Source organism: Kribbella sp. NPDC058245 (assembly GCF_042882005.1).
In the GTDB taxonomy this organism is placed as follows: Bacteria; Actinomycetota; Actinomycetes; order Propionibacteriales; family Kribbellaceae; genus Kribbella.
This window is the reverse complement of the sequence record NZ_JBHVWY010000013.1, coordinates 1-20,761: the sequence shown is the minus strand read 5'-3', so window position 1 is coordinate 20,761 and position 20,761 is coordinate 1. Positions and strand designations below refer to the sequence as shown.

Genomic DNA, 20,761 nt, shown 5'->3' with positions numbered 1-20,761 from the left:
CACCTCACCTAATCCCGACCTCGCCCAACCTCCCACCTCGCCGGACCCCGCCACCGCCCCTGACCCCGCCACCGCCTCTCATCCCGCCACCACCCTCGCCTCTCGCGCCGGCCTCCCACGGCCTTCTCGCCTCCCGGCATCTGCTGGGTTGACCCATGAGTTTGTGGGTTCTGCACCCGCATGAGAGTCCAGAACCCACCATCGGATGGGTTCACCCATGAGATGCGCCCAGTCAGGGCGAACACCATCCCGGCGGTACGACGTTGGGCGCGTGTCAACCATTTGTCCGGCCGGAAAGTGGTTGAGCGGTGCCCAAGGTGCGACCGCACTCCGACCTTGTGCACGGTTCAACCGATTCGACGGGTCTCGCGTGACGGGTGCTCAAGGTGATGCGTCCACACCCTGAGCCCGGGGCCTCGCGACGGGTTATCCACAGGTGGGATCGACGAGGCGGATTCTGTCCGTGGGGCGGGCTAGGGTGTGGCGGTGGGTGTAGACGTACGCGAATTGCTCGAAGCCGCTGTGTCCGGGATCGCTGGGACGACCAGACCTGGTCAGGTGGAGATGGCCGAGGCCGTCAACACCTCCATGCATGACGGCTCGCACCTGCTCGTCCAAGCCGGCACCGGCACCGGGAAGTCGCTTGGGTACCTTGTGCCCGCGCTGCTGCACGCGATCGAGGACCGGCGCGTGGTCGTCTCCACCGCGACTCTCGCACTGCAGTCGCAGCTGGTGGACCGCGATGTCCCCGCGCTGCTTGATGCGACCGAGAAGCTGCTGCCGCGCAGACCGTCGTACGCGATTCAGAAGGGCCGCAACAACTACGCCTGCCTGCATCGGATTCGCGAGGGTGCGCCGGACGAGGACGGCATGCTGATCGACGTCCCGCCGGCCGGGGTGATCGGGCAGCAGGTGCTGGAGCTGCGGGACTGGGCCGAGCAGCAGTTGCTCGATGGGGAGGCCGGCGACCGCGATCACGCGCCCTCGCATCAGTACCAGGCCTGGCAGCAGGTGGCGATCGCCGCCCGCGAGTGCCTCGGCGCGCAGAAATGCCCGTACGGCGACGAGTGCTTCGCGGAGAAGGCGAAGGAGCAGGCCCGCAAGGCGGACATCGTCATCACGAACCACGCGCTGCTGTCGATCGACGCCTTCGAGAACCGCACGGTCCTGCCCGAGCATGACGTCGTCATCGTCGACGAGGCCCATGAGCTCCCTGCTCGAGTCACGGGAGCAGCCGGTGACGAGCTCTCGCCGCAGATGATCGAGCGCGCGGCCAAGCGGGCGCGGCGGTTCGTCGACGACGACAAGGCCGACGACCTGATCGACGCCTCCGACGCGCTGCGTGCGGCGCTCGAGGGCACCCGCGAGGGCCGGATCGAACCGTCCAACACGTCTGTCCTGGATGCGGCCGGCCTGGTCCGCGACGCCGCTCGCGGGCTGTACTCCGACTTGAACAAGAAGTCCGACGACAAGGACGACGACCCGGACGGTGCCAAGCGGCAGGCCAAGGGTGCGGTCAAGGAGATGTTCGACGTCGCCGAACGCGTCGCCGCCCTGAACGACCTGGACGTCGTCTGGATGGTCGACCGGGAGCGGTTCGGTCGGGAGCTCCGCATCGCGCCGCTCACCGTGGCCGGCCTGCTGCGCGAGCTCGTCCTCAAGGACCGGACGGCGGTCCTCACCTCCGCGACCCTGACGCTCGGCGGCGACTTCGACTCGATCGCGCGCCAGGTCGGCCTGCGACCGGCCGACAAACTCAGCGACGACGACGAGATGCCCGAGCTCGACGACAGCAACGAGACCGGGCCGCTGCCGTGGCGCGGGCTCGACGTCGGCTCCCCGTTCGAGTACGAGAAACAAGGCATCCTGTACGTCGCCAAACACCTCCCGCCGCCGCATCGCGACGGTCTCGGGCAGAAACAGTTCGACGAGATCATCGACCTGATCACCGCAGCAGGCGGTCGCACGCTCGGCCTGTTCTCGTCGCGCCGGGCCGCCGAGGCCGCGACGGCCGCCGTCCGCGAGGCGACCGACCTGACCATCCTCTGCCAGGGTGATGCGCAGCTGGGCGAGCTGGCGCGCGAGTTCGTCGACAACCCGGAGACGTCCCTGTTCGGGACGCTCTCGCTGTGGCAGGGCATCGACGTACCGGGCTCGACCTGCAACCTGGTCATCATCGACCGCGTCCCGTTCCCGCGCCCCGACGAGCCGCTGATGGCGGCCCGCCAACGCGCCGTCGACGAAGCCGGTGGAAACGGGTTCATGGCCGTCGCCGCGACCCACGCCGCGCTACTGCTCGCGCAGGGCACCGGCCGGCTGATCCGCCGCAGCACTGACCGCGGTGTGGTCGCAATCCTCGACCCCCGCATCGTCACCCAACGGTACGGCGGTTTCCTGCGCGCCTCCTTGCCTCCGATGTGGCCGACGGCGGATCGTGAGAAGGTGCTCGGCGCCTTGAAGAGACTCCAGACGACATGAGCCCGTCGGGCGGTCCGCCGGTGCTGCCGATGATGGCTGCGCTGGGGGAGATGCCGTCCGGACCGGACTGGTCGTATGAGCTGAAATGGGACGGCATCCGGGTCGTCGTCGAGGTCGACGAGGGCGTCTGCCGGCTGTGGTCCCGCAACAGTCGCGACGTCTCCGGCGGCTACCCCGAGCTGATCGGTCTGGCGGAATCACCCGGGCTGCGGCTGCCCGCCGTACTGGATGGGGAGATCGTCACGCTCGACGAGCACGGGGCGCCGTCGTTCGGCCTGCTGCAACGGCGGATGCACGTGCGGGATCCACGGCAGTTGCGGCATCTGATCACCGAGGTCCCGGTGTCGGTCCGGTTGTTCGACGTGCTGCGCTTCGACGGAAAGTGGTTGCTTGAGGCAACGTACGACGATCGCCGCGGCCTGCTCGAATCGCTGGAGCTCGGTGACCCGTTCTACGAGACGCCGGCCGCTTTCGATGATGGTGCGGAAGCTCTTGAGCTGGCCGTGACGACCGGACTCGAAGGTGTGGTGGCGAAACGCCGTCGTTCCCGTTATCTGCCCGGCCGGCGCAGTGCCGACTGGATCAAGGTGAAGCCGGTGCAGACCCGCGACGTCATCCTCTGCGGCTGGCATCCGGGGGAGGGGAACCGGGAAGGCAAGATCGGTTCGTTCTACATCGCCGCGTACGACGAACCCGACGGCGAACTGCTGTTGATCGGCAAGGTGGGTTCGGGTCTCGACTTCGCGACCCTCGACATGCTCGGCACCGAGCTGGCCGGTCTGGAGATCGACCGCCCGGCCTTCGACCCGGCCACCATCCCGGGCCCGGACCAGCGCCGTGCGCACTGGCTGGACCCGGTGCTGGTCGCCGAAGTCACCTTCTCCGGCTGGGCCGCCGACGGCCGGCTTCGGCATCCGGTCTGGCGCGGACTGCGCCTCGACATCGACCCCAGCGATGTCCTACTGGTCGACTGACTTGGCCAGCGCGTCGAGCCGTTTCATCCAGCTGTAGTCGGTCGTCGAGATGGTGTCGTCACCAGGCTGTTTGCCGTCGCGATCGATCGCGTAGGCGAACACTCCGCCCTTCTCGCCACCCGTCGGCTGCCAGCGCGCGTACGACGCTGCCCGGCTGGTCTCGAACGGGTCGAGCGTGTCACCCCAGTGGGCGCCGCGCTCTTCGTAGAAGGAGACTCCGGGCAGGAACTGGCACGACGAGATCCGGCTCGCGAAGGTCTGCCAGGTCGACTGGAGTGTCTGCGCACCACGGCCGTAGGCCTGCAGCATCACGTAGTCGTAGCTCGACGAGGTCCGGGTGAAGACCGGGTGAGTGCCGGTCATGTTGGTGTCGTAGATGAAGAGTTTCCCGGAGCCCGACTTGGGGCCGATCCGCTTGCCGAGTGCGTTGAGGATGCCGGCCGCGCGAGTCAGGGCGGTGCCGCTCGGGGTGCTCTCGACGTCGACGTCGAGGCCGTCGACACCCCAGTTGACGATGTACTCGTCGTACAGCTGCTGCGCATAGGCGTCGTACGCCGCCGCTGTGTCGGCGACCGGCGCCTTGGCGAAGTCGTCGATCCACAGCGTGAAGACCGCCTTCGTGCCCTGGGCGTGCAACGCGGGCAGGTAGGTGTCGCGAAGGGCGACCCAGAAGTCCGGGTCGTCGGCCGGCTTGGTCGCGAAGACCGACACGATGTCGATCTCCGGCGGGACCTCGCTCAGCCGCTGGACGTTCGGCTCCCGGTCCTCGGGTTTCGTGGTGGCGACATCGCGCCACTGCCGGTAATAGCCGTAGGTGACGGGAGTCCCGCAGTTCTGCGCGCCGGTGGCGCCGGTGGCGGTGGCGGTGGTGGCCGGGGCGATCGGTGCCACCGCGACGGCACCGGCGGCGATCGCAACGCAGGCTGTCCTGATGACTGTCCTCATGGGCAGTCAAGATGTCGAACTATACCGGTTTAGTCAACGGTGACCGGTCTGCGTGCCGGCGGAGATGACAAGACCGGCTCGCCGAGGCGTGAGAAAACTGCCCGGTATACGGACGTATTTGCGCTGCGCTGCGACGCGGCCTGTTCAGGTGTCGCAGTGAGGCGGGTGTGAAATAGTTGCGCTCGGCATCGATCGCCGAGCGCGGTGGGCCGGGGTCAGTCGTTCGATTCCCGGGAGGTGGCCGGCATCGCCAGCGCCGCCTCGATCTTGTCGGCCAGCTTCTCCGGGGTGTTGGTGGGCGCGTAGCGCGCGATCACCGCACCGTCGCGGCCGATCAGGAACTTGGTGAAGTTCCACTTGATCCGGCCGCCGAGCAGGCCGCCCGCCTCGCGTTTCAGCCAGTTGTACAAGGGGATTGTCCGCGAACCGTTCACGTCGATCTTGGCGAACATCGGGAACGTCACGTGGTAGATCGTCGAGCAGAAGTTCGCGATCTCGTTCTCGTCACCGGGCTCCTGGTGGTTGAACTGGTCGCAGGGGAAGCCCAGCACCGAGAAGCCCTGCCGACGGTAGGTCTTGTAGAGCTTCTGCAGTCCCGCGTACTGCGGGGTCTGGGAACACTGCGAGGCCGTGTTCACCACCAGGAGCACCTGGTCGCGGAAATCGGCAAGAGACTGTTCATTGCCTTCGATCCGGCGCGCGCTGAAGTCGTAGACAGTCGTCATGAGAACAATGCTGACACGACACGCCCGACTTCGCTCGCTGTCTGAGATGTCAGACTCGGCGCAGAACTGTTACGACCTTTCCGAGGATCACCGCGTCCTTGCCGTCGATCGGCTCGAACGCCGGGTTGTGCGGCATCAGCCAGATCTCGGACTTGGTCTTCTTGAACGTCTTCACGGTCGCCTCGCCGTCGATCATGGCGGCGACGATGTCCCCGTTCTCCGCGGTCTGCTCCTGCCGGACGACCACCCAGTCGCCGTCGCAGATGGCGATGTCGATCATCGACTCACCCTTGACCTTCAGCATGAACAGCGTGCCCTCGCCGACCATTGCCTTGGGCAACGGGAAGACCTCTTCGACCTCCTGCTCGGCCAGGATCGGGTTACCGGCGGCGATCTGGCCGACCACCGGCACGTAGACCGCGTCCGGGTGCGCGTCGCCGGCCCCGGTCTCGTCGTACGCGGTCTGGCGCACCGAGCCGAGCGCACTGCGTCGCGCGGCGGCGTCGACCTCGCCGGGGTAGCGGACCTCGATCGCGCGCGGCCGGTTCGGGTCGCGGCGCAGCAGGCCCTTCTGCTCGAGCACCCGCAGCTGGTGCGACACCGACGACGAGCTGGTCAGTCCGACCTTCTCGCCGATCTCACGCATCGAGGGCGGGTAGCCGCGGCTGTCCACCGAGTCGCGGATGACGTCCAGCACCCGCCGCTGCCGCGGCGTCAGCCCGGTCGCGTCGGCCGGCCCGTCGGGCAGCTCGCTCACCCGGTTCGCCGCGCCGGCGGCAGCCGCGGCGCGGTCCTCGTTCTTGCTGGAACCGCTCGGCGTCCTGGCCATCGGTGATCCGCTCCTCTGGTCGGGCCGACGCGGAAAGACGCCGGCCAAAGCTGTGTTCGGTCCGAGCCCCACCGCACCGCCGCGATCAGGCTCGACTGAGATGACCGTAGACCGAATCCTGAGATTCTTCAAACATCTGTTCGAAGGCGTGTCGGTTCGCACGTTTGTTCGTGTGTCGGGTTATAGGGCGGGAATTCTCCTGGCGTGTCGGCGTTGGAAGTAGTTGCGTCCGCAGGGGCGATGGGTTAATCATTCGTACAGGCGTTCGATCGAACAGGTGTTCGCCTGATGGTCTCAGCAGAAACTGTCGGAGGCCACCGGTAGACAAGGAATCACAGCGAACAACGTGGTCTGGAGGATCTGATGAGCACAGCGGCACTCGCGGCGGATGCAGTGGCCGGTCGGCTGGCACCTGAGTTGGCACCCGAGGTTGCGCCCGCTCCCCAGGGGGCACCGCGCCGCCGCCGGATCCCCGGCAGCACCACCGAGCCGCTCCCGATCCGGGGCTGCGCCGGTGAGGTGCTCGGTCGCCACGTCGCCGAGCCGCCCGCCCTCCGGCAGGTCGTCCGCACTCAGCAACTGCGCCGCGCGCATGAGCTCGGGGCGCCGTCGCTGCGGCTGACCAGGCGCGGCCGGATGCTGGTCTCGTTCGTGTCGGTGCTGGTCTTCGGCTCCGCCATCGCCGTGCTCGGCCTGCGGATCGCCGGTGTGCTCGACTCCGGCCCGGACTTCAGCAGCACGGTCCCGGTCCAGGTGCAGCCGGGGCAGAGCCTGTGGTCGATCGCTCAGGACACCAACCCTGGTCTCGACACGGCGACCGTCGTCGAGAAGATTGCCGACGTCAACAAACTCTCCGGCCCCGCCGACATCACCCCCGGTCAGACGCTGCAGATCCCGATCGCGCGCTGATCCACTCGTCCTTCAAGAGGGCGTAGACGAATTCGTTGCACCACTCGTCCTTGAACCACAAAGCCTGCAGATGATGGGCCTCGCGGCGCATCCCGAGCCGTTCGAGTAGTTGCGCGGACGCCGTATTCCGATCGTCCAGGACGGCGACGATCCGATGCAGCCCGAGCTCCTCGAACCCCAGCCGCAGCATCTCCTGCGCAGCCTCCGAGGCGAGTCCCTTGCCGTGATAGCCGGCGTGCAGCGCATAGCCGAGTTCACCCTGCTGATTCGCCTCGCTGGCCCACTTCAGCAGCACCTCGCCGATCACAGTGCCCGTCTCGCGCAACTCGATCGCCAGCACCAGCCATTGACCTGCTTCGGTCAGGCGGTCCTGCGTGAGCTTCGCCTCCAGCGCCACCCGAGTCTGCTCCCGGTCCCGCACCGGCCACGGCACGTAGCGCACGATCTCCGGGTCTGAGTGAAACGCCAGTAGGTCGTCAAGATCCTCAATCCGATGCGGCCGCAGCTCCAGCCGCTCGGTCCGCAGGGGATAAGCAGGGTGCAATCCGCTCACAGCGCCGTCCTCACGAGTAGTCTGTCTAACAGTGTTAGACACTAACTCGTCCTCCCGAACCCCACAACGAGGTTCCCGTGCCCAAGAAATCTGCTCGAACGGTCTCCTCGCATGCTGCGGTCGGGATTACCGTCTCGGCGATCACCGACGCCGCGTTGGCGATCATCCGGGCCGTGGGTGTCGACGGGCTGACAATGCGTGGGGTGGCCGAGCGGCTGGGTGTGCGCGCCCCGACCCTCTATCACCACGTGCACAACAAGGCCGACCTCCTCGACCTGGTCGCCCGGAACGCCTTCGACGAGTTCGCGGCCGACGAAACGGCGTACGAGAATCTCGCCACCATCGACGAATGGCTCGACCTCACCCGGACCGGCTCGCTGGAGATCCGCGCGTTCTATGCCGACCACCCCGGGCTGGCCGGCCTGATCCAGGCGACTGCTACCCCGGCCCGCGACCGCGGCGACGGCTCCCGGGCTGCGCTGATCCGGGCGCAGATCGAGTCGCTGGAACGTCTCGGCGTACCGGATCCGCAGGCGCGACAGCTCTTCGAAGTCACCGCCCGCTGGACTCTGGCCGCAGTCGTCGCCGATACGACCATCGACACGGACCTGTTCGACGACGGCCTGAGCCTCTTCCTGGCCGGCCTGAAAGCCCGCCTGGTCGAGCTGACTACCTGACCGCGTCCAGCCACAGCTCGGCGTACCGGGAAGCGTCCACAGCCGTCGCCACCGCAACCATGGTCGGTGACACGCCGTGCGGATCGGTGCTCCGATCGATCGCCCAGTCCCGTGTGTCCACGATCGTCCGGCCGCGGGACCAGCTTCCGGCCAGCTCAACGCGCACCGGGAGGCGCTGCGTCGTGAGCCCGTCCGGATCGATCACCGCACACACGGCACCGCCGTCGCCGATGCTCGCACCGCCGTCGCCGTACAGTTCGGTGCGCTTCTCGATCAGCTTGCGGGCGAGATCAGCCGACGGCGATCCGCCCAACTCACGTGCCTGCTCAAGCGTCACCACCACGTCGTAGAACACATCGAGTCCGTACATCGTCACCGGTACGTCGAGCTCCGCGGCGGCCGCAAGCACGATGGCAGCCGCCTCGGGGTCGGTCCATACGTTGAACTCGGCCGACGCGGTCACGTTTCCGATGCCGCCCCCGCCGCCCATGAACACGATCTCGCGCAGCCCGGCCGCCGCCTCGGGGTAGGTGCGCAGCAGCAGGGCGATGTTCGTCATCGGTGCGAGCGGGATCAGCGTGATCGGCGCCCCCTTCGCAGCGGCATCCTGCAGGGTTTCGCGGAGAAGCTCGACGGCCGGCGTAGGAGACGGCTCGCGGGTGGAACGCGGCCAGTCCAGGTCGCCAAGGCCGTCCATGCCGTGGACGTGTTGCGCGGTCACCGGTAACTGCAGCAACGGCAGCGCGGCTCCACGAGCCACCGGTACGTCGGTCCGGCCGGCGGCCTCCAGGACGGTCAGGGTGTTGATCACGACGTCGTCCAGGCCGACGTTTCCGCCGACGCAGGTGACGGCGCGGAGATCGAGTTCCGGGTGGCGGGCGGCGAGCAGCAGCGCGCAAGCGTCGTCCAGCCCGGTGTCGACGTCCAGGATCACCGGTTTCATGACCCCATCCTCGCCCATCGCCCGCACCGCTGAACCGCCGGGGAGGGTGTCGGGAAGTGTCGCAGTGTGCACCCGTCCGGGGCGCTTTCGGTGACGCCACGCGGGACTACACAGGCCCGCGCGAGTGTTGGAATCCATGAGGGGTGAGACCGACTCCGAAGCGACGCGCGCGAGATCTGGCCGTTCTTGCAAACTGTCGGAGGCGAGGACTAGCATCCCTAGATGTAGTGGTTACACGGGTGTAATTTTCCACAGGTAGTGTTTGGTTACCCACAGGCCATACACAGGTTGTCCCCAGATCGATCCACAGACCCGCCCAGCAGGCGGCCTACGGGAGGAGTGATTCGCCGTGCACTGTCCGTATTGCCGGCACACCGATTCCCGCGTGGTCGACAGCCGGGTGGCCGAGGACGGCGGAGCGATCCGCCGCCGGCGCCAGTGCCCGGTCTGCGAGAAGCGGTTCACCACCGTCGAGCAGATGCAGCTGACCGTCGTGAAGCGCTCCGGCGCGACCGAGCCGTTCAGCCGGGAGAAGGTCGTCAACGGCGTGAGCAAGGCCTGCAAGGGCCGGCCCGTCGGCGCGGACGCGCTGTCCCGGCTGGGACAGAAGGTCGAGGACGCCCTGAAGGCGAGCGGTTCGCCGGAGGTTCCCGCGCACGAGGTCGGCCTGGCCATCCTCGGGCCGCTGCGGGAGCTCGACGAGGTGGCTTACCTGCGGTTCGCCAGTGTGTACCGGCAGTTCGAGTCGGCGGACGATTTCGAGACCGAGATCGCCCTGCTGCGCGCGGAGAAGGAGCCCGAGGGCACCGAGCCGCCGCCGCTGACACCGACCCAGCAGACATAAATCGGGGGACCCGTCCGGGGCGGTGGGGCGGGGAAGGTAGCAACAGAGCAACACCAGTAACACAACGGCCGGTACGGCGTTGACGCAGTACCAAACGGGGCGGTCCCGGGCAGGCCGCGGCAGGGCGAGCGAAATTGCGAGGAGCACAAATGACAGAGACGGTGACCGGCCACTCGGGGTCGACCAAGAGGTCGCCGGCCGGGTTCCGCGGGCGTAAGAACGCGCCGGCGGGGCTCACCATCGAGCGCATTTTCACCACCGAAGGCGTACATCCGTACGACGAGGTGACGTGGGAGCGCCGCGACGTCGTACAGCAGAACTGGAAGACCGGCGAGACCGTCTTCGAGCAGCGCGGGGTGGAGTTCCCCGACTACTGGAGCGTGAACGCGTCCACCATCGTCACCACCAAGTACTTCCGTGGTGCGGTCGGTCACGACAACCGCGAGTGGAGCCTGCGCCAGCTGCTGGACCGCGTCGTCAAGACCTACCGCAAGGCCGGTGAGGAGCACGGGTACTTCACCACCCCGGCCGACGCCGAGGTCTTCGAGCACGAGCTCACCTGGATGCTCCTGCACCAGTACTTCAGCTTCAACTCGCCGGTCTGGTTCAACGTCGGCACCTCGTCGCCGCAGCAGGTCTCGGCCTGCTTCATCCTGGCCGTCGACGACTCGATGGACTCGATCCTGAACTGGTACAAGGAAGAGGGGCTGATCTTCAAGGGCGGCTCCGGCGCCGGCCTGAACCTGTCCCGGATCCGCTCCTCCAAGGAGCTCCTGCAGTCGTCCGGCGGGACGGCCTCCGGCCCGGTCTCCTTCATGCGCGGTGCCGACGCGAGCGCCGGGACGATCAAGTCCGGTGGCGCCACCCGGCGGGCGGCCAAGATGGTCGTGCTGGACGTCGACCACCCCGACATCGAGGAGTTCGTCGAGACCAAGATGCGCGAGGAGGACAAGATCCGCGTCCTGCGTGACGCCGGGTTCGACATGGACCTCGGCGGCCGCGACATCACCTCGGTCCAGTACCAGAACGCGAACAACTCCGTCCGGGTCACCGACGAGTTCATGCGCGCGGTCGAGGACAAGGGCGAGTTCGGGCTGCGGGCGCGGCTGGACAACTCGATCATCGAGTCCGTCGACGCGCGCGAGCTGTTCGACAAGATCTCGCACGCCGCGTGGGCCTGCGCCGACCCGGGTCTGCAGTACGACGACACCATCAACGACTGGCACACCACCCCGGAGACGGGCCGGATCACCGCGTCCAACCCGTGCTCGGAGTACATGCACCTGGACAACTCCTCCTGCAACCTCGCGTCGCTGAACCTGATGAAGTTCCTCCGCGACGACGACCTGTTCGACTCGGAGAAGTTCGTCAAGGCCGTCGAGCTGATCATCACCGCGATGGACATCTCGATCTGCTTCGCCGACTTCCCGACCGAGCCGATCGGTGAGACCACCCGCGCCTACCGGCAGCTGGGCATCGGTTACGCGAACCTCGGTGCGTTGCTGATGGCGACGGGCCATGCCTACGACTCCGACGGGGGTCGCGCACTGGCGGGCGCTATCACGTCGCTGATGACAGGCACGTCGTACCGGCGGTCGGCCGAGCTGGCCGGGGTCGTCGGTGCGTACGACGGCTTCGAGCGGAACAAGGAAGCCCACACCCGGGTGATGCGCAAGCACGCCGCGGCCAACGACGCGATCCGCTCGGTGCACGAGATCGACAAGGACGTCCACAAGCACGCCACCGAGGCGTGGGAGGGCGTGCTGAAGATCGGCGCGAAGAACGGCTGGCGCAACGCGCAGGCCTCGGTGCTGGCCCCGACCGGGACCATCGGCTTCATGATGGACTGCGACACCACCGGCATCGAGCCGGACTTCTCGCTGGTCAAGTTCAAGAAGCTGGTCGGCGGCGGGTCGATGCAGATCGTCAACCAGACGGTCCCGCGGGCACTGCGGCAGTACGGCTACACCGAGGAGACGATCGAGGCGATCGTCGAGTACATCTCGGAGAACGGTCACGTCGTCGACGCACCGGGTCTGAAGACCGAGCACTACGAGATCTTCGACACCGCGATGGGTGAGCGCGCGATCAAGCCGATGGGTCACGTGCGGATGATGGCGGCGGCCCAGCCGTTCCTGTCCGGCGCGATCTCGAAGACGGTGAACCTGCCGGAGACCGCGACGGTCGAGGAGATCGCCGACGTCTACTTCCAGGGCTGGAAGCTCGGCCTGAAGGCGCTGGCCGTCTACCGCGACAACTGCAAGGTCGGTCAGCCGCTGGCCGACGCGAAGTCGAAGAAGACGTCGGACGCGGCCGCCGCGGCGATCGCCAGCGAGGCTGCCGCCGCCGAGAAGATCGTCGAGAAGGTCATCGAGTACCGGCCGACCCGCAAGCGCCTGCCGAAGTCGCGGCCGTCGCGGACCACGTCGTTCGCGGTCGGTGGCGCCGAGGGCTACATGACGGCGGGCTCCTACCCCGACGACGGCCTCGGCGAGGTCTTCCTCAAGATGGGCAAGCAGGGCTCGACCCTGGCCGGCGTGATGGACGCCTTCTCGATCGCGATCTCGATCGCCCTCCAGCACGGCGTACCGCTGGAGACCTACGTGCAGAAGTTCACCAACCTGAAGTTCGAGCCCGCCGGTCTGACCGACGACCCGGACGTCCGGATGGCGCAGTCGATCATGGACTACATCTTTCGTCGGCTTGCTCTGGATTACCTGCCCTTCGACGAGCGCGCGGCCCTCGGCATCTACTCCGCCGAAGAGCGCTCCCGTCAGCTCGACACCGGCTCCTACGAGCCGGCCCCGGTAGAGATCTCCGAGGCCGAGTCCCTGAAGGCCGTCGAGCCGATCGCCGAGGTCACCGAGGCCGCCGACAAGCCGGCCGACGCGGCGGCGGCCAAGCCGGTCGACACCACTGAGGTCCGCACCACCGCCGAGATGTTCGAGCTCATCACCGGTACGTCGGTCGATGCCCCGCTCTGCTTCACCTGCGGTACCAAGATGCGCCCCAGCGGTTCCTGCTACGTCTGCGAAGGCTGCGGCAGCACCTCCGGCTGCAGCTGACCCACAAGTGAACGCACTCCGGCCCCCGGGAACTTCCCACTTCCCCCGGGGGCCGCGGTGCGTCTAGGCCCGTTCGGTGGTGGTGATGGCCTGCTGCAGGGTCTGCCGCGCCAGGGCGAGCTCATGCGCTCGCTCGTCTAACTGCTGCAGCCTGCTGCGCAACTTCTCCAGTACGCCGGGACACGGGCGCAGCGATCCGTCGTTCGCAGCGCAGGGGAGCACCTGCTTGATCAGCGCGGTCGACAGGCCGGACGCGAGCAGAGCACGAATCTGACGAACAGTCTGTACGGCGGAGTCGTCGTACTCGCGATAGCCGTTGGCCTGCCGTTGTGACGTGAGCAGGCCGACGCGCTCGTAGTACCGGAGCAGCCGCTCGCTGGTCTCGGTTTGCCTGGCCAGCTGGCCGATCAACATGTCTGCTCCGCTCGGCTTGACCCTGACACCATGCCAACGTTCAACCCTGGTTCGGTACCGGTCCATTCCGCTGCGAACCAGGAGTGTTGCGTTGATTCTCGATGCCCACAGTCATGTCCACGATCCCGTCGACAGCCACGTTGCCCTACTCGATGAGGCCGGTGTGGATCGCACCGTCGTCTTCGGCACCCGCCCGCATCCCGAGCGGGCCACTGATGTGGCGAGCCTCCGGCACGAGTTGAGCGTGTTGGCCGACACCGTCAGCGGCCGGTCGACCGGCGCGACGGCGTACCGGCTTGCGTGGGACGAGGTGGATGCGGCGATCGCAGCCTTCCCGGACCGCTTCATCGGCTTCGGCAAGGTCGACCTCGAGCTCTCACCCGAGCAGATCGCCACGGTGGTCGAAACGGAGTTGGTACGGCGGGGGTACCGCGGCATCGGCGAACTGACCCCACCACCAGGCCAGGCAGCCCGCGTCGAGCCGGCTCTCGCCGCGGCCGCGGACCACGGCGGCCTGCCCGTGGTCGTCCACGGCCACGGACCGACCGTCGCCGATCTAGAGACGCTGGCGGCGCTCGCCCGACGCCACCCGTCCGTACCGCTCGTCATCAGCCAGCTCGGCGGACTCAACTGGCTGCCGGCGATCGAGCTTGCCCGCGACGTCCCCAACCTCTACTTGGAGACGTCCACGGCCAACATCATCTTCGCCATCCGCCTAGCCATCGCCGAACTCCCCGACCGCGTGCTGTTCGGCTCGGACGCGCCGTACGGCGATCCCTGGCTGGCGCGCGCCACCATCGAACGCGTCACCGAATCGGGGCCGCTCCGCGACCGCATCCTGGGCGAGAACCTCGCAGAACTCCTCAGGTTGTGAAGGAGCCGGTCACGACCGGGTAGGACTCGACGCCGTTGCGCGAGGACCAGAGGCGGATGCGGACCAGGGTGCCGTCAGGTACCGAGAAGTTGCAGAAAGACCAGCCCTGGTAGTCGGCGACAGTGGTGTCGTCGAAGCACTCGTGCGCGTCGTACCAGAAGCCGACCTGGCTCTGGTAGAGCTGGATGGCGGCCCGGGCGCTGTACCCGTCGGCCTGGTCGTCGTGGACTCCCAGCCATTCACCATCGGTGCAGTAGATGGCCGCGCTGAGCCGGGAGTTGGCCAACTCCTTCGACGGATTGTGATAGCAGTTCGCCGGAGTGTTCGCGTACGCCGGTGTGCCCGTAAGCACTGTGGTGGCCAGCAGCCCGGCGGTAAGTCCGGCGGCGGCGCGTCTGACGGAGAAGGACATGGAGCGGCTCCCAGTCGTCGTGAGATCGGAACGCAGATCATAGGACGTCCTACTGGGAGCGCTCCCGACGGCTCTAGTGGCCGAACCGATCCGAGTCCGCCGCGGCCTTCGCCGTTCCGTCCAGCGCGCTCAGCGCAGCGAGCTGGTCGGCGGTCAGATCGAAGTCGAAGATCGCCAGGTTCTCCGCGAGGCGACCGCGGTCTGCGGACTTCGGGATCGGTACGACGTCCTGTTGCGACTCCCACCGCAGGACGACCTGGCCCGGGGTGCGGCCGTGTGCCTTCGCGATGTCCTGGAGCACCGGGTTGTCCAGGAGGTCGGTGCCCTTACCCAGTGGGCTCCACGCTTCGGTGACGATCCCGTGCTTGGCGTGGAACCCGCGCTCGGCCCCCTTCGCCCAGACCGGGCTCAGCTGGATCTGGTTGACCTCCGGGGCGACGCCGGTCTCGTCGATCAGCCGCTGCAGATGGGTCGGCTTGAAGTTCGACGTACCGATGGCTTTGACGAGCCCGGCCTCACGCAGCGCGATCAGTCCTCGCCACGCGTCGACGTACTGATCCTGGTCCGGATTCGGCCAGTGGATCAGGAACAGATCGAGGTAATCGACGCCGAGCTTCTCCGCGCTCGCCTCGAACGCCGTCCGCACTCCCTCGACGCTGTGCCAGGCCTTGTTGAACTTCGACGTCACGAACAGTTCGTCGCGCGGTACCTGCCGCAGGGCCCGGCCGACACCGGTCTCGTTGCGGTAGTTCTCGGCCGTGTCGATCAGCCGGTAGCCGAGTTCAAGCGCGTGATTCACCGCTCGCTCGGCGTCCGCGTCGTTCATCGGCGATGTACCGAGCCCGATCCGCGGCATCGCCGTTCCGTTACTCAATGTGACCGTCGGGACCTTCGTCATCGATCTCCTCCTCGGCAGCGAGTCTCCGGCCACGGTACGCCGAACACCCTCTGCTCCCACCGCCGCACCCGGCCCGGATCCGGCCGTACGCCGTACGGCCGGGCCGGTGTCTCAGTACCCGTATCCGGGGCGCGAATTGTCGGACCCGAGGTGCATGATGGGCATCCGTGGGGAACGAAAGGCGTTGGAGGGTGGGCGAATGCGCAATCGGCTGATCACTCTGGTCGACCTCGGACTCGACAGCTCGTTCGACGCCTCGATGACCTTCGTCCAGGGCATCACCGGCAACATCAACGCCGGCTGGGACGAGCCCGTCATCGACGTGAACTTCGTCCGCACCCGCGACCACGAGACCGCCTTCTCCGCCCTGACCACCCCCTCGACGGTCCTGCACGTGATGGCACACGGTGACCACAGCGAGGAGCCGTCCTTCCTGTCCACCGACGGCCGCACCCAGGTCTCCCTGCGCTCCCTGGCCGACTGGTTCCTCGACCGCCAGTGGGGCATCTCCAGCGGCGTGGTCATCGCCGACGGCTGCAAAACCGGCATCGGCAAATGGCAGCGCGCCATCCGCGACTGCCTCCAGGACGACATCACCTACATCGGCACCAGCACCGTCGTCGGCTGGTACGAAGCCACCGTCTTCTGCTCCGCCTTCTACGGCGCCCTCGTCCGCAACCGCGGCCTCGGCCGCACCCCCGCCGAACAAGGCTGGGACGCCGCCAACCGTGCCATCAGCGCCTACGAAACCCTCACCGACGCCCGCTGCCCCTACAAACCCGTCCTCCTCACCCCCTCCCGCCGAGCCCTCCGCTCCCTCACCGGCTGACGCAGCTACACCCGCTCGACCGAAGGGGTGAGTGCCCGGCCGGCGGTGCTGGTGGCCGGGCACTCGGTCTCGGGGGTGCGAACTCGCCTTCGCTGTCCACCGAGGGACTGGGGCCGGCCTTCGTGGGAAGAGCGGCGGGCGGGGGAGCGGGTGCTGGCTGTTGAGCGTCGGAACGTTGGGCGTCCGGCCGTGTGGAGGGAGTCGGCCGGACGCCCAAATCTCAACGCGCACCCCAGATGTCTGCAGCGTGAGCGGCGACGGGTGCAGCGGAGAGGGTCTGGAGGACCTGGGAAGGACGGGTGATGAGGTCTGGAGGGACGACACGCGTCGGGCGGCTACGGTCGGTGATGCATGTGAGACTTTTGGAGGGCTTGTCGTGAGACGGGGCCCGTGGTCTGGGTTGCCGGTGGCCCGGGCGGCGTGACGACGGGGAGCCGTTCGGTGCGCATTGGTCGGCCTGCTGTCTTCCGCCCGACGCGGTGAAGGAACGCCACCATGAAGCTCCATCGGAACTCTCTTCTGACGGCCGCCGCGATTGTTGTGGTGCTGTACGTCGTCTCGCTGATCGTGGGCTTGCCGACTTGGGCGGGTGTTGTGCTCAGCGTCGTGCTGCTGGTGTTGCTTGCCGTGGTGTGGAAGCAGCCCGAGCCGCCCAAGGCCGTCGTACAGGTGAAGCAGGCTGCACCGGCGCCCGTCGTACTGCCGGATCCGGTGTTCACCGGGCCGCCGACGCGGACTGTTGTCGATGTGCGGTTGCCGTCTGCTTCGGCTGATTTCCAGTTCAGCTTCTCGGCGATCGTGCAGTGGTCGACGGTGCTGTCGGGGTCGCGGCATGCCGACCTCGGGGCGGTGGCTGTGGATGCGTTGCTGAAGCGGGCTCGGGCGCTGGCCGTTCAATTGCAGGTGACGGAGGAGGCGCTGAACCAGCAGCACCTCGCGGCGACCCTTGGTGAGCCAGCTTTGGATGACAAGGGACAGGTGCGTTGCTGGGCGACCGAGGTGCGGTTGCGGCTGCCCGATGCGGACCATAAGCATCTTCAGCACCTTGCGGCGCTGCACCGCCTCGAACAGACGACCTTGATCGAGCGCCGGATGGAGCAGGACAAGCGCGCCTACCTGAAAGACGACGTCTTTGCGACGCCGGGGTCGGCCGCAGTCTGGTGGCTCGCCAATCACCCTGGTGATGTCGAGAACGCGCTCGGCCTGCTCGACACCCTCGCCGAGCTGTCCGAGGCAGCCAACGACCTGCCGGTACGCCGGACCTCGGCCGAGGCGATCAAACAGCCGAAACCGACCCGCGCCGAACTGGAATTCACTGCGGCCGTTGACGACCTGCTCACACCTGACGCAGACGCGGCCGAGCGGCCGGCGAGAGTGAACGGGACGGCGCCTCGAGCGGTCGAGGGGCGGGCCGGCCGCAACGGAACGAAGCCTCCCGAGGAGCCTCGCGAGGAGTATCGCGAGGAGTTCTACTCGGATTAGGCCGGCGCGGCGGGCCGTCTGCCAGGGGAACCCGCCGCACCGGGGTCGGTGGTGGCTCATTCGTCCAGCCAGCGGATCGTGGTGGAGCCGTTGTGGCCGTGGATCGTCAGGAGCGCGTCGATGCCGTCCGCCCAGACCGTGGTGGTCGGGAAGCGGCCGCCCCAGTGCAGAGCCACCGAGCCGTCGGTCCACTCGACTCCCTCGGCGACGACGCCCGTCCCACTGATGCCGGAGACGTCGACGTGGCGCACGAGCTGGAAACAGCGCGGTCCTGCCTGGCTGGCCACCTTCAGATGACGCCGCCGCGAAGATCTCCGCGGCAGCGTCGCGGTCCTACCGCTGATCTCGTCCATGCCCCAAGTCAACGCGCCGGCCGTTGACCCCACCAGGAACTCAACCGGTATCCACAGGGCACAAATTAGGCACTCCGGCGGTCACCCGATCGCCGTAGTCTGATTGCAAGGAGTGATCGACGCCCCAGGAGAGTGAGACCGATGACAGTCATCGACGAATGGACCGGCCGGCATGCGAATGCCTTGCGCGCGGCGTTGCGGCTGACCAACGAGGCCTTCGCCGAGCACCTCGGCATCGCACCACGCACGGTCACGAAATGGCGCGAGAGACCGGAGATGGTGCCGAGCCCGCAACTGCAGGAGGCGCTCGACACCTCGCTGCGGGATGCGGCGCCCGACGCGAGACTGAGGTTCACCGCGAACCTCGGCCTCGATCAGCAGCCGCTCCCGATCGACCCGGCGGCGCTGACGCAGCTCAACACCGCCATCGGTGACCTCGCTCGCGTCCTGGCCCGCCTGCAGCCGGCCGACCCACAGCAGTCGCCGACGCACTGAGAACGTTTTCAGGCGCATGCGAGCGGGCACTGGGGAGGCGTTCCATACGGGGGTTCGCCCAAACCCAGGAGGGGACATGAGTACTCGCACTGCATCGAGATCACGGACGCTCGCCGTCATCGTGGTCGTGTGGTTGCTGATCGGCCTGGCCGCGGCAGCGCAACGGAGCTACTTCTCCGGCTCCGACGCGACCTGCGCAAAGGTTGGGACGACGCTCCTCACCGTCGTCGCCGGCCCGCTGAACTACATCGGTGCCAACCCGAAGATCGACTGCACCGCGCCGAAGCCGTCGAGGTAGCCCCCGATCCGACGTAGCGTCTTCGGTGAGGCGCCGAGGAGGGGGAACGTGGACGTACTGCGGGACGGGATCGAAGCGGATCGCGAGGAACTGGGGGTTCCCGGTGTCAGCTGGGCGGTGATCGAGAACGGGGAGATCACCTCCACTGGCACTGTCGGTGTCCTCGAGACAGGCAAGCCGGCGGCGGTCGAGCCGGGGACTCTGTTCCAGGCCGCTTCGATCAGCAAACCGGTGGCGGCGCTCGCGATGCTGCGGCTCGTGGATCGCGGGTTGCTCGAGCTGGACGAAAACGTGAACGACCGGCTCAAGTCGTGGCAGGTGCCGTCGACCCGAGGCTGGCAGCCTGTCGTGACGTTGCGGCAGTTGGCGAGCCACAGCGCTGGTCTCACGACTCCGGGGTTCCCGGGCTACCACCGGGATGCGCCGCTGCCGACAACTGTCGAGATCCTGACCGGCACCGAGCCGAGCAACACGGCCGGACCACGCGTCGAGCGAATCCCAGGTGTGCAGTTCGCCTACTCAGGCGGCGGTACGACGGTCATGCAGCAACTGCTCGAAGACGTGACCGGTACGCCGTTCCCTGATCTGATGCGTGAGCTGGTTCTCGAGCCATTGGGGATGTCCGACAGCGCCTACGCCCAACCACTCCCGTCGGAACTTGCGGGGAGAGCGGCCACCGGCCACGGGGAGGCGGGCGACCCGGTCGACGGCGGTTGGCACCTGTACCCAGAGCTGGCCGCAGCAGGGTTGTGGACCACCCCGACTGATCTGGCCAGGTTCGGTATCGGAGTTCAGCAGTCGTACGCCGGCGCCCACGGCGCGCTCCTGTCACCGGAGCTCGCGCGGCAGATGCTGACGCCGGTGATCCAGATAGACCCGCCGATTGCGGGGCTGACCCATGTCGGGATCGGCCCGTTCCTCAGCGCATCCGGTCAGTTGTTCGGGCACAGCGGCGGGAACCTAGGGTTCCGCTGCAACCTGCTGGTCGATCGGACGACCGGGTACGGCGCTGCCGTGATGACGAACTCCGATGCCGGCAACCGGCTCTCCCTCCGAGCGTTCGCCACCGCGGCATCGGCGTACGGGTGGGAGAACTATCGGCCCACGGCTGAGTTGTTCGAGCCCCCGTCCGCAGAGGTGCTGGCGGAGCTCGCCGGTGACTATCGGCTGGGGGATCGGACGCGCCTCGCGGTGCAGCCGTGGGGGAGTGGCCTGTTGGTCACGTTCGCGGGGCAGCCGCCGCTGCGATTCATCGCGCTCTCACCGACGCGCTTCATGGCCTCGAGCACCCAGGCTCAGCTGGAGCTGCGGGACGGGCGGCTGGTCTTCGAGCAGGCTGGTTTCGAGCTCGACTGCGTGCGGGAATAGCCGGCGGACCGGCCCGGTTACACCTGGTGCCGTCCGGTACAAGACCCCCGGGCCTCAACCATCGCCGCTACGAGCGGCCACTCGCCGAGAGGCGTCTGCCGGGCGGCTCAGTAAGCTCGATGTCAGGGGTCCGGCAAGCTGCAAGACCCCGATTTGCATCTGGACGGTGAACATCAGTATTGTTCTTCTTGTTGGGAGCGAGTGCAGGACGCGGAAGCGGCCGGACCTCCTGACCCTCCTCTAAGGCTTTCGCAGCCGGATCGTGGTCTTCGGACCCGGGTCGGCCGCTGAAACACGGGGAGACTGGGACGAAATCGGCCGATTTGACCGGCTGGAATCGAAACAGTAATGTTTGGCGGGTTGCCCCGGAAGCTTGAATCGAAAGGTTCGGCTGCG

Annotated in this window: 21 protein-coding genes; 12 read left to right on the top strand and 9 right to left on the bottom strand. The window is 67.5% G+C overall.

What is annotated here, in order from left to right:
* Positions 1-480 precede the first annotated feature (480 nt).
* Positions 481-2,478, top strand: a complete 1,998-nt coding sequence (locus tag ACFVWG_RS27770) for an ATP-dependent DNA helicase (RefSeq protein WP_391546357.1) — start codon at positions 481-483, stop codon at positions 2,476-2,478.
* Positions 2,475-3,452, top strand: a complete 978-nt coding sequence (gene ligD, locus ACFVWG_RS27765; RefSeq protein WP_391546356.1) for a non-homologous end-joining DNA ligase — start codon at positions 2,475-2,477, stop codon at positions 3,450-3,452. The genes ACFVWG_RS27770 and ligD overlap by 4 nt, the downstream gene beginning before the upstream one ends.
* Here the strand turns inward: ligD and ACFVWG_RS27760 are convergent.
* The 3 genes from ACFVWG_RS27760 to lexA all read right to left on the bottom strand — a co-directional run bounded on the left by ACFVWG_RS27760 (position 3,438) and on the right by lexA (position 5,951).
* Positions 3,438-4,397 carry a hypothetical protein gene (locus ACFVWG_RS27760; RefSeq protein WP_391546355.1) on the bottom strand — a complete coding sequence of 320 codons (960 nt, stop codon included), beginning with the start codon at positions 4,395-4,397 and terminating at the stop codon, positions 3,438-3,440. The two genes, ligD and ACFVWG_RS27760, sit on opposite strands and share 15 nt — an antisense overlap.
* A gap of 215 nt (positions 4,398-4,612) precedes the next feature.
* The gene (locus tag ACFVWG_RS27755; RefSeq protein ID WP_391546354.1) at positions 4,613-5,122 is read right to left on the bottom strand and encodes a glutathione peroxidase; all 510 of its coding nucleotides are present in this window, start codon (positions 5,120-5,122) and stop codon (positions 4,613-4,615) included.
* A 49-nt stretch (positions 5,123-5,171) separates the two neighbouring features.
* Positions 5,172-5,951, bottom strand: coding sequence for a transcriptional repressor LexA (gene lexA, locus ACFVWG_RS27750; protein ID WP_391546353.1), 780 nt, complete (start codon positions 5,949-5,951; stop codon positions 5,172-5,174).
* Positions 5,952-6,314: 363 nt separating this feature from the next.
* Between lexA and ACFVWG_RS27745 the strand changes: the two genes are divergently transcribed.
* Positions 6,315-6,860: a LysM peptidoglycan-binding domain-containing protein gene (locus ACFVWG_RS27745; protein WP_391546352.1), complete on the top strand. Its 546-nt coding sequence runs from the start codon at positions 6,315-6,317 to the stop codon at positions 6,858-6,860.
* Here the strand turns inward: ACFVWG_RS27745 and ACFVWG_RS27740 are convergent.
* Positions 6,820-7,413: a GNAT family N-acetyltransferase gene (locus ACFVWG_RS27740; RefSeq protein WP_391546351.1), complete on the bottom strand. Its 594-nt coding sequence runs from the start codon at positions 7,411-7,413 to the stop codon at positions 6,820-6,822. The genes ACFVWG_RS27745 and ACFVWG_RS27740 overlap by 41 nt on opposite strands.
* A gap of 77 nt (positions 7,414-7,490) precedes the next feature.
* Between ACFVWG_RS27740 and ACFVWG_RS27735 the strand changes: the two genes are divergently transcribed.
* Entirely contained in the window at positions 7,491-8,090 is a 600-nt protein-coding gene (locus ACFVWG_RS27735; protein WP_391546350.1) for a TetR/AcrR family transcriptional regulator, read from the top strand.
* Here the strand turns inward: ACFVWG_RS27735 and ACFVWG_RS27730 are convergent.
* Entirely contained in the window at positions 8,083-9,033 is a 951-nt protein-coding gene (locus tag ACFVWG_RS27730; RefSeq protein ID WP_391546349.1) for a nucleoside hydrolase, read from the bottom strand. The genes ACFVWG_RS27735 and ACFVWG_RS27730 overlap by 8 nt on opposite strands.
* A 349-nt stretch (positions 9,034-9,382) precedes the next feature.
* On the opposite strand from ACFVWG_RS27730, the gene nrdR reads away from it, so the two are divergent.
* On the top strand, positions 9,383-9,877 hold the full coding sequence (gene nrdR / locus ACFVWG_RS27725) for a transcriptional regulator NrdR (RefSeq protein ID WP_355467557.1): 495 nt from the start codon (positions 9,383-9,385) through the stop codon (positions 9,875-9,877).
* A gap of 149 nt (positions 9,878-10,026) precedes the next feature.
* Entirely contained in the window at positions 10,027-12,942 is a 2,916-nt protein-coding gene (locus tag ACFVWG_RS27720; RefSeq protein WP_391546348.1) for a vitamin B12-dependent ribonucleotide reductase, read from the top strand.
* A 63-nt stretch (positions 12,943-13,005) separates the two neighbouring features.
* Here ACFVWG_RS27720 and ACFVWG_RS27715 read toward each other — a convergent pair whose 3' ends face one another.
* On the bottom strand, positions 13,006-13,356 hold the full coding sequence (locus ACFVWG_RS27715; protein WP_391546347.1) for a MerR family transcriptional regulator: 351 nt from the start codon (positions 13,354-13,356) through the stop codon (positions 13,006-13,008).
* A gap of 91 nt (positions 13,357-13,447) precedes the next feature.
* Here ACFVWG_RS27715 and ACFVWG_RS27710 point away from each other — a divergent pair, with 91 nt between their 5' ends.
* Positions 13,448-14,230, top strand: coding sequence for an amidohydrolase family protein (locus tag ACFVWG_RS27710; protein ID WP_391546346.1), 783 nt, complete (start codon positions 13,448-13,450; stop codon positions 14,228-14,230).
* On the opposite strand, the gene ACFVWG_RS27705 is transcribed toward ACFVWG_RS27710, so the two are convergent.
* Both ACFVWG_RS27705 and ACFVWG_RS27700 read right to left on the bottom strand, forming a co-directional pair.
* On the bottom strand, positions 14,220-14,642 hold the full coding sequence (locus tag ACFVWG_RS27705; protein ID WP_391546345.1) for a hypothetical protein: 423 nt from the start codon (positions 14,640-14,642) through the stop codon (positions 14,220-14,222). The two genes, ACFVWG_RS27710 and ACFVWG_RS27705, sit on opposite strands and share 11 nt — an antisense overlap.
* A gap of 73 nt (positions 14,643-14,715) precedes the next feature.
* Positions 14,716-15,540 (bottom strand): aldo/keto reductase, encoded by an 825-nt coding sequence (locus tag ACFVWG_RS27700; RefSeq protein WP_391546344.1) that lies wholly within the window; start codon positions 15,538-15,540, stop codon positions 14,716-14,718.
* Positions 15,541-15,739: 199 nt separating this feature from the next.
* Between ACFVWG_RS27700 and ACFVWG_RS27695 the strand changes: the two genes are divergently transcribed.
* Positions 15,740-16,369 (top strand): hypothetical protein, encoded by a 630-nt coding sequence (locus tag ACFVWG_RS27695; RefSeq protein WP_132406442.1) that lies wholly within the window; start codon positions 15,740-15,742, stop codon positions 16,367-16,369.
* 495 nt (positions 16,370-16,864) lie between these two features.
* Positions 16,865-17,851, top strand: a complete 987-nt coding sequence (locus tag ACFVWG_RS27690) for a hypothetical protein (RefSeq protein WP_391546343.1) — start codon at positions 16,865-16,867, stop codon at positions 17,849-17,851.
* Between the two features lie 56 nt (positions 17,852-17,907).
* On the opposite strand, the gene ACFVWG_RS27685 is transcribed toward ACFVWG_RS27690, so the two are convergent.
* Positions 17,908-18,204 carry a hypothetical protein gene (locus ACFVWG_RS27685; RefSeq protein WP_391546342.1) on the bottom strand — a complete coding sequence of 99 codons (297 nt, stop codon included), beginning with the start codon at positions 18,202-18,204 and terminating at the stop codon, positions 17,908-17,910.
* 141 nt (positions 18,205-18,345) lie between these two features.
* Here ACFVWG_RS27685 and ACFVWG_RS27680 point away from each other — a divergent pair, with 141 nt between their 5' ends.
* The 3 genes from ACFVWG_RS27680 (at position 18,346) to ACFVWG_RS27670 (ending at position 20,365) form a co-directional block, all read left to right on the top strand.
* A complete protein-coding gene (locus ACFVWG_RS27680) occupies positions 18,346-18,699 on the top strand; it encodes an XRE family transcriptional regulator (protein WP_391546341.1) in 354 nt (117 codons plus the stop codon).
* A gap of 76 nt (positions 18,700-18,775) precedes the next feature.
* Positions 18,776-18,997, top strand: coding sequence for a hypothetical protein (locus tag ACFVWG_RS27675; protein ID WP_391546340.1), 222 nt, complete (start codon positions 18,776-18,778; stop codon positions 18,995-18,997).
* Positions 18,998-19,045: 48 nt separating this feature from the next.
* Positions 19,046-20,365: a serine hydrolase domain-containing protein gene (locus ACFVWG_RS27670; RefSeq protein WP_391546339.1), complete on the top strand. Its 1,320-nt coding sequence runs from the start codon at positions 19,046-19,048 to the stop codon at positions 20,363-20,365.
* Positions 20,366-20,761: the final 396 nt, after the last annotated feature.

Excerpts from the sequence above, each read along its gene's own strand:
- ACFVWG_RS27745 (WP_391546352.1), top strand. The coding sequence starts at position 6,315 with ATGAGCACAGCGGCACTCGCGGCGGATGCAGTGGCCGGTCGGCTGGCA.
- ACFVWG_RS27755 (WP_391546354.1), bottom strand. The coding sequence starts at position 5,122 with ATGACGACTGTCTACGACTTCAGCGCGCGCCGGATCGAAGGCAATGAA.
- ACFVWG_RS27695 (WP_132406442.1), top strand. The coding sequence starts at position 15,740 with ATGCGCAATCGGCTGATCACTCTGGTCGACCTCGGACTCGACAGCTCG.
- ACFVWG_RS27705 (WP_391546345.1), bottom strand. The coding sequence starts at position 14,642 with ATGTCCTTCTCCGTCAGACGCGCCGCCGCCGGACTTACCGCCGGGCTG.
- ACFVWG_RS27690 (WP_391546343.1), top strand. The coding sequence starts at position 16,865 with ATGAAGCTCCATCGGAACTCTCTTCTGACGGCCGCCGCGATTGTTGTG.
- ACFVWG_RS27730 (WP_391546349.1), bottom strand. The coding sequence starts at position 9,033 with ATGAAACCGGTGATCCTGGACGTCGACACCGGGCTGGACGACGCTTGC.
- lexA (WP_391546353.1), bottom strand. The coding sequence starts at position 5,951 with ATGGCCAGGACGCCGAGCGGTTCCAGCAAGAACGAGGACCGCGCCGCG.
- ACFVWG_RS27720 (WP_391546348.1), top strand. The coding sequence starts at position 10,027 with ATGACAGAGACGGTGACCGGCCACTCGGGGTCGACCAAGAGGTCGCCG.
- ACFVWG_RS27715 (WP_391546347.1), bottom strand. The coding sequence starts at position 13,356 with ATGTTGATCGGCCAGCTGGCCAGGCAAACCGAGACCAGCGAGCGGCTG.
- ligD (WP_391546356.1), top strand. The coding sequence starts at position 2,475 with ATGAGCCCGTCGGGCGGTCCGCCGGTGCTGCCGATGATGGCTGCGCTG.
- ACFVWG_RS27675 (WP_391546340.1), top strand. The coding sequence starts at position 18,776 with ATGAGTACTCGCACTGCATCGAGATCACGGACGCTCGCCGTCATCGTG.
- ACFVWG_RS27680 (WP_391546341.1), top strand. The coding sequence starts at position 18,346 with ATGACAGTCATCGACGAATGGACCGGCCGGCATGCGAATGCCTTGCGC.
- ACFVWG_RS27685 (WP_391546342.1), bottom strand. The coding sequence starts at position 18,204 with ATGGACGAGATCAGCGGTAGGACCGCGACGCTGCCGCGGAGATCTTCG.
- ACFVWG_RS27760 (WP_391546355.1), bottom strand. The coding sequence starts at position 4,397 with ATGAGGACAGTCATCAGGACAGCCTGCGTTGCGATCGCCGCCGGTGCC.
- ACFVWG_RS27700 (WP_391546344.1), bottom strand. The coding sequence starts at position 15,540 with ATGACGAAGGTCCCGACGGTCACATTGAGTAACGGAACGGCGATGCCG.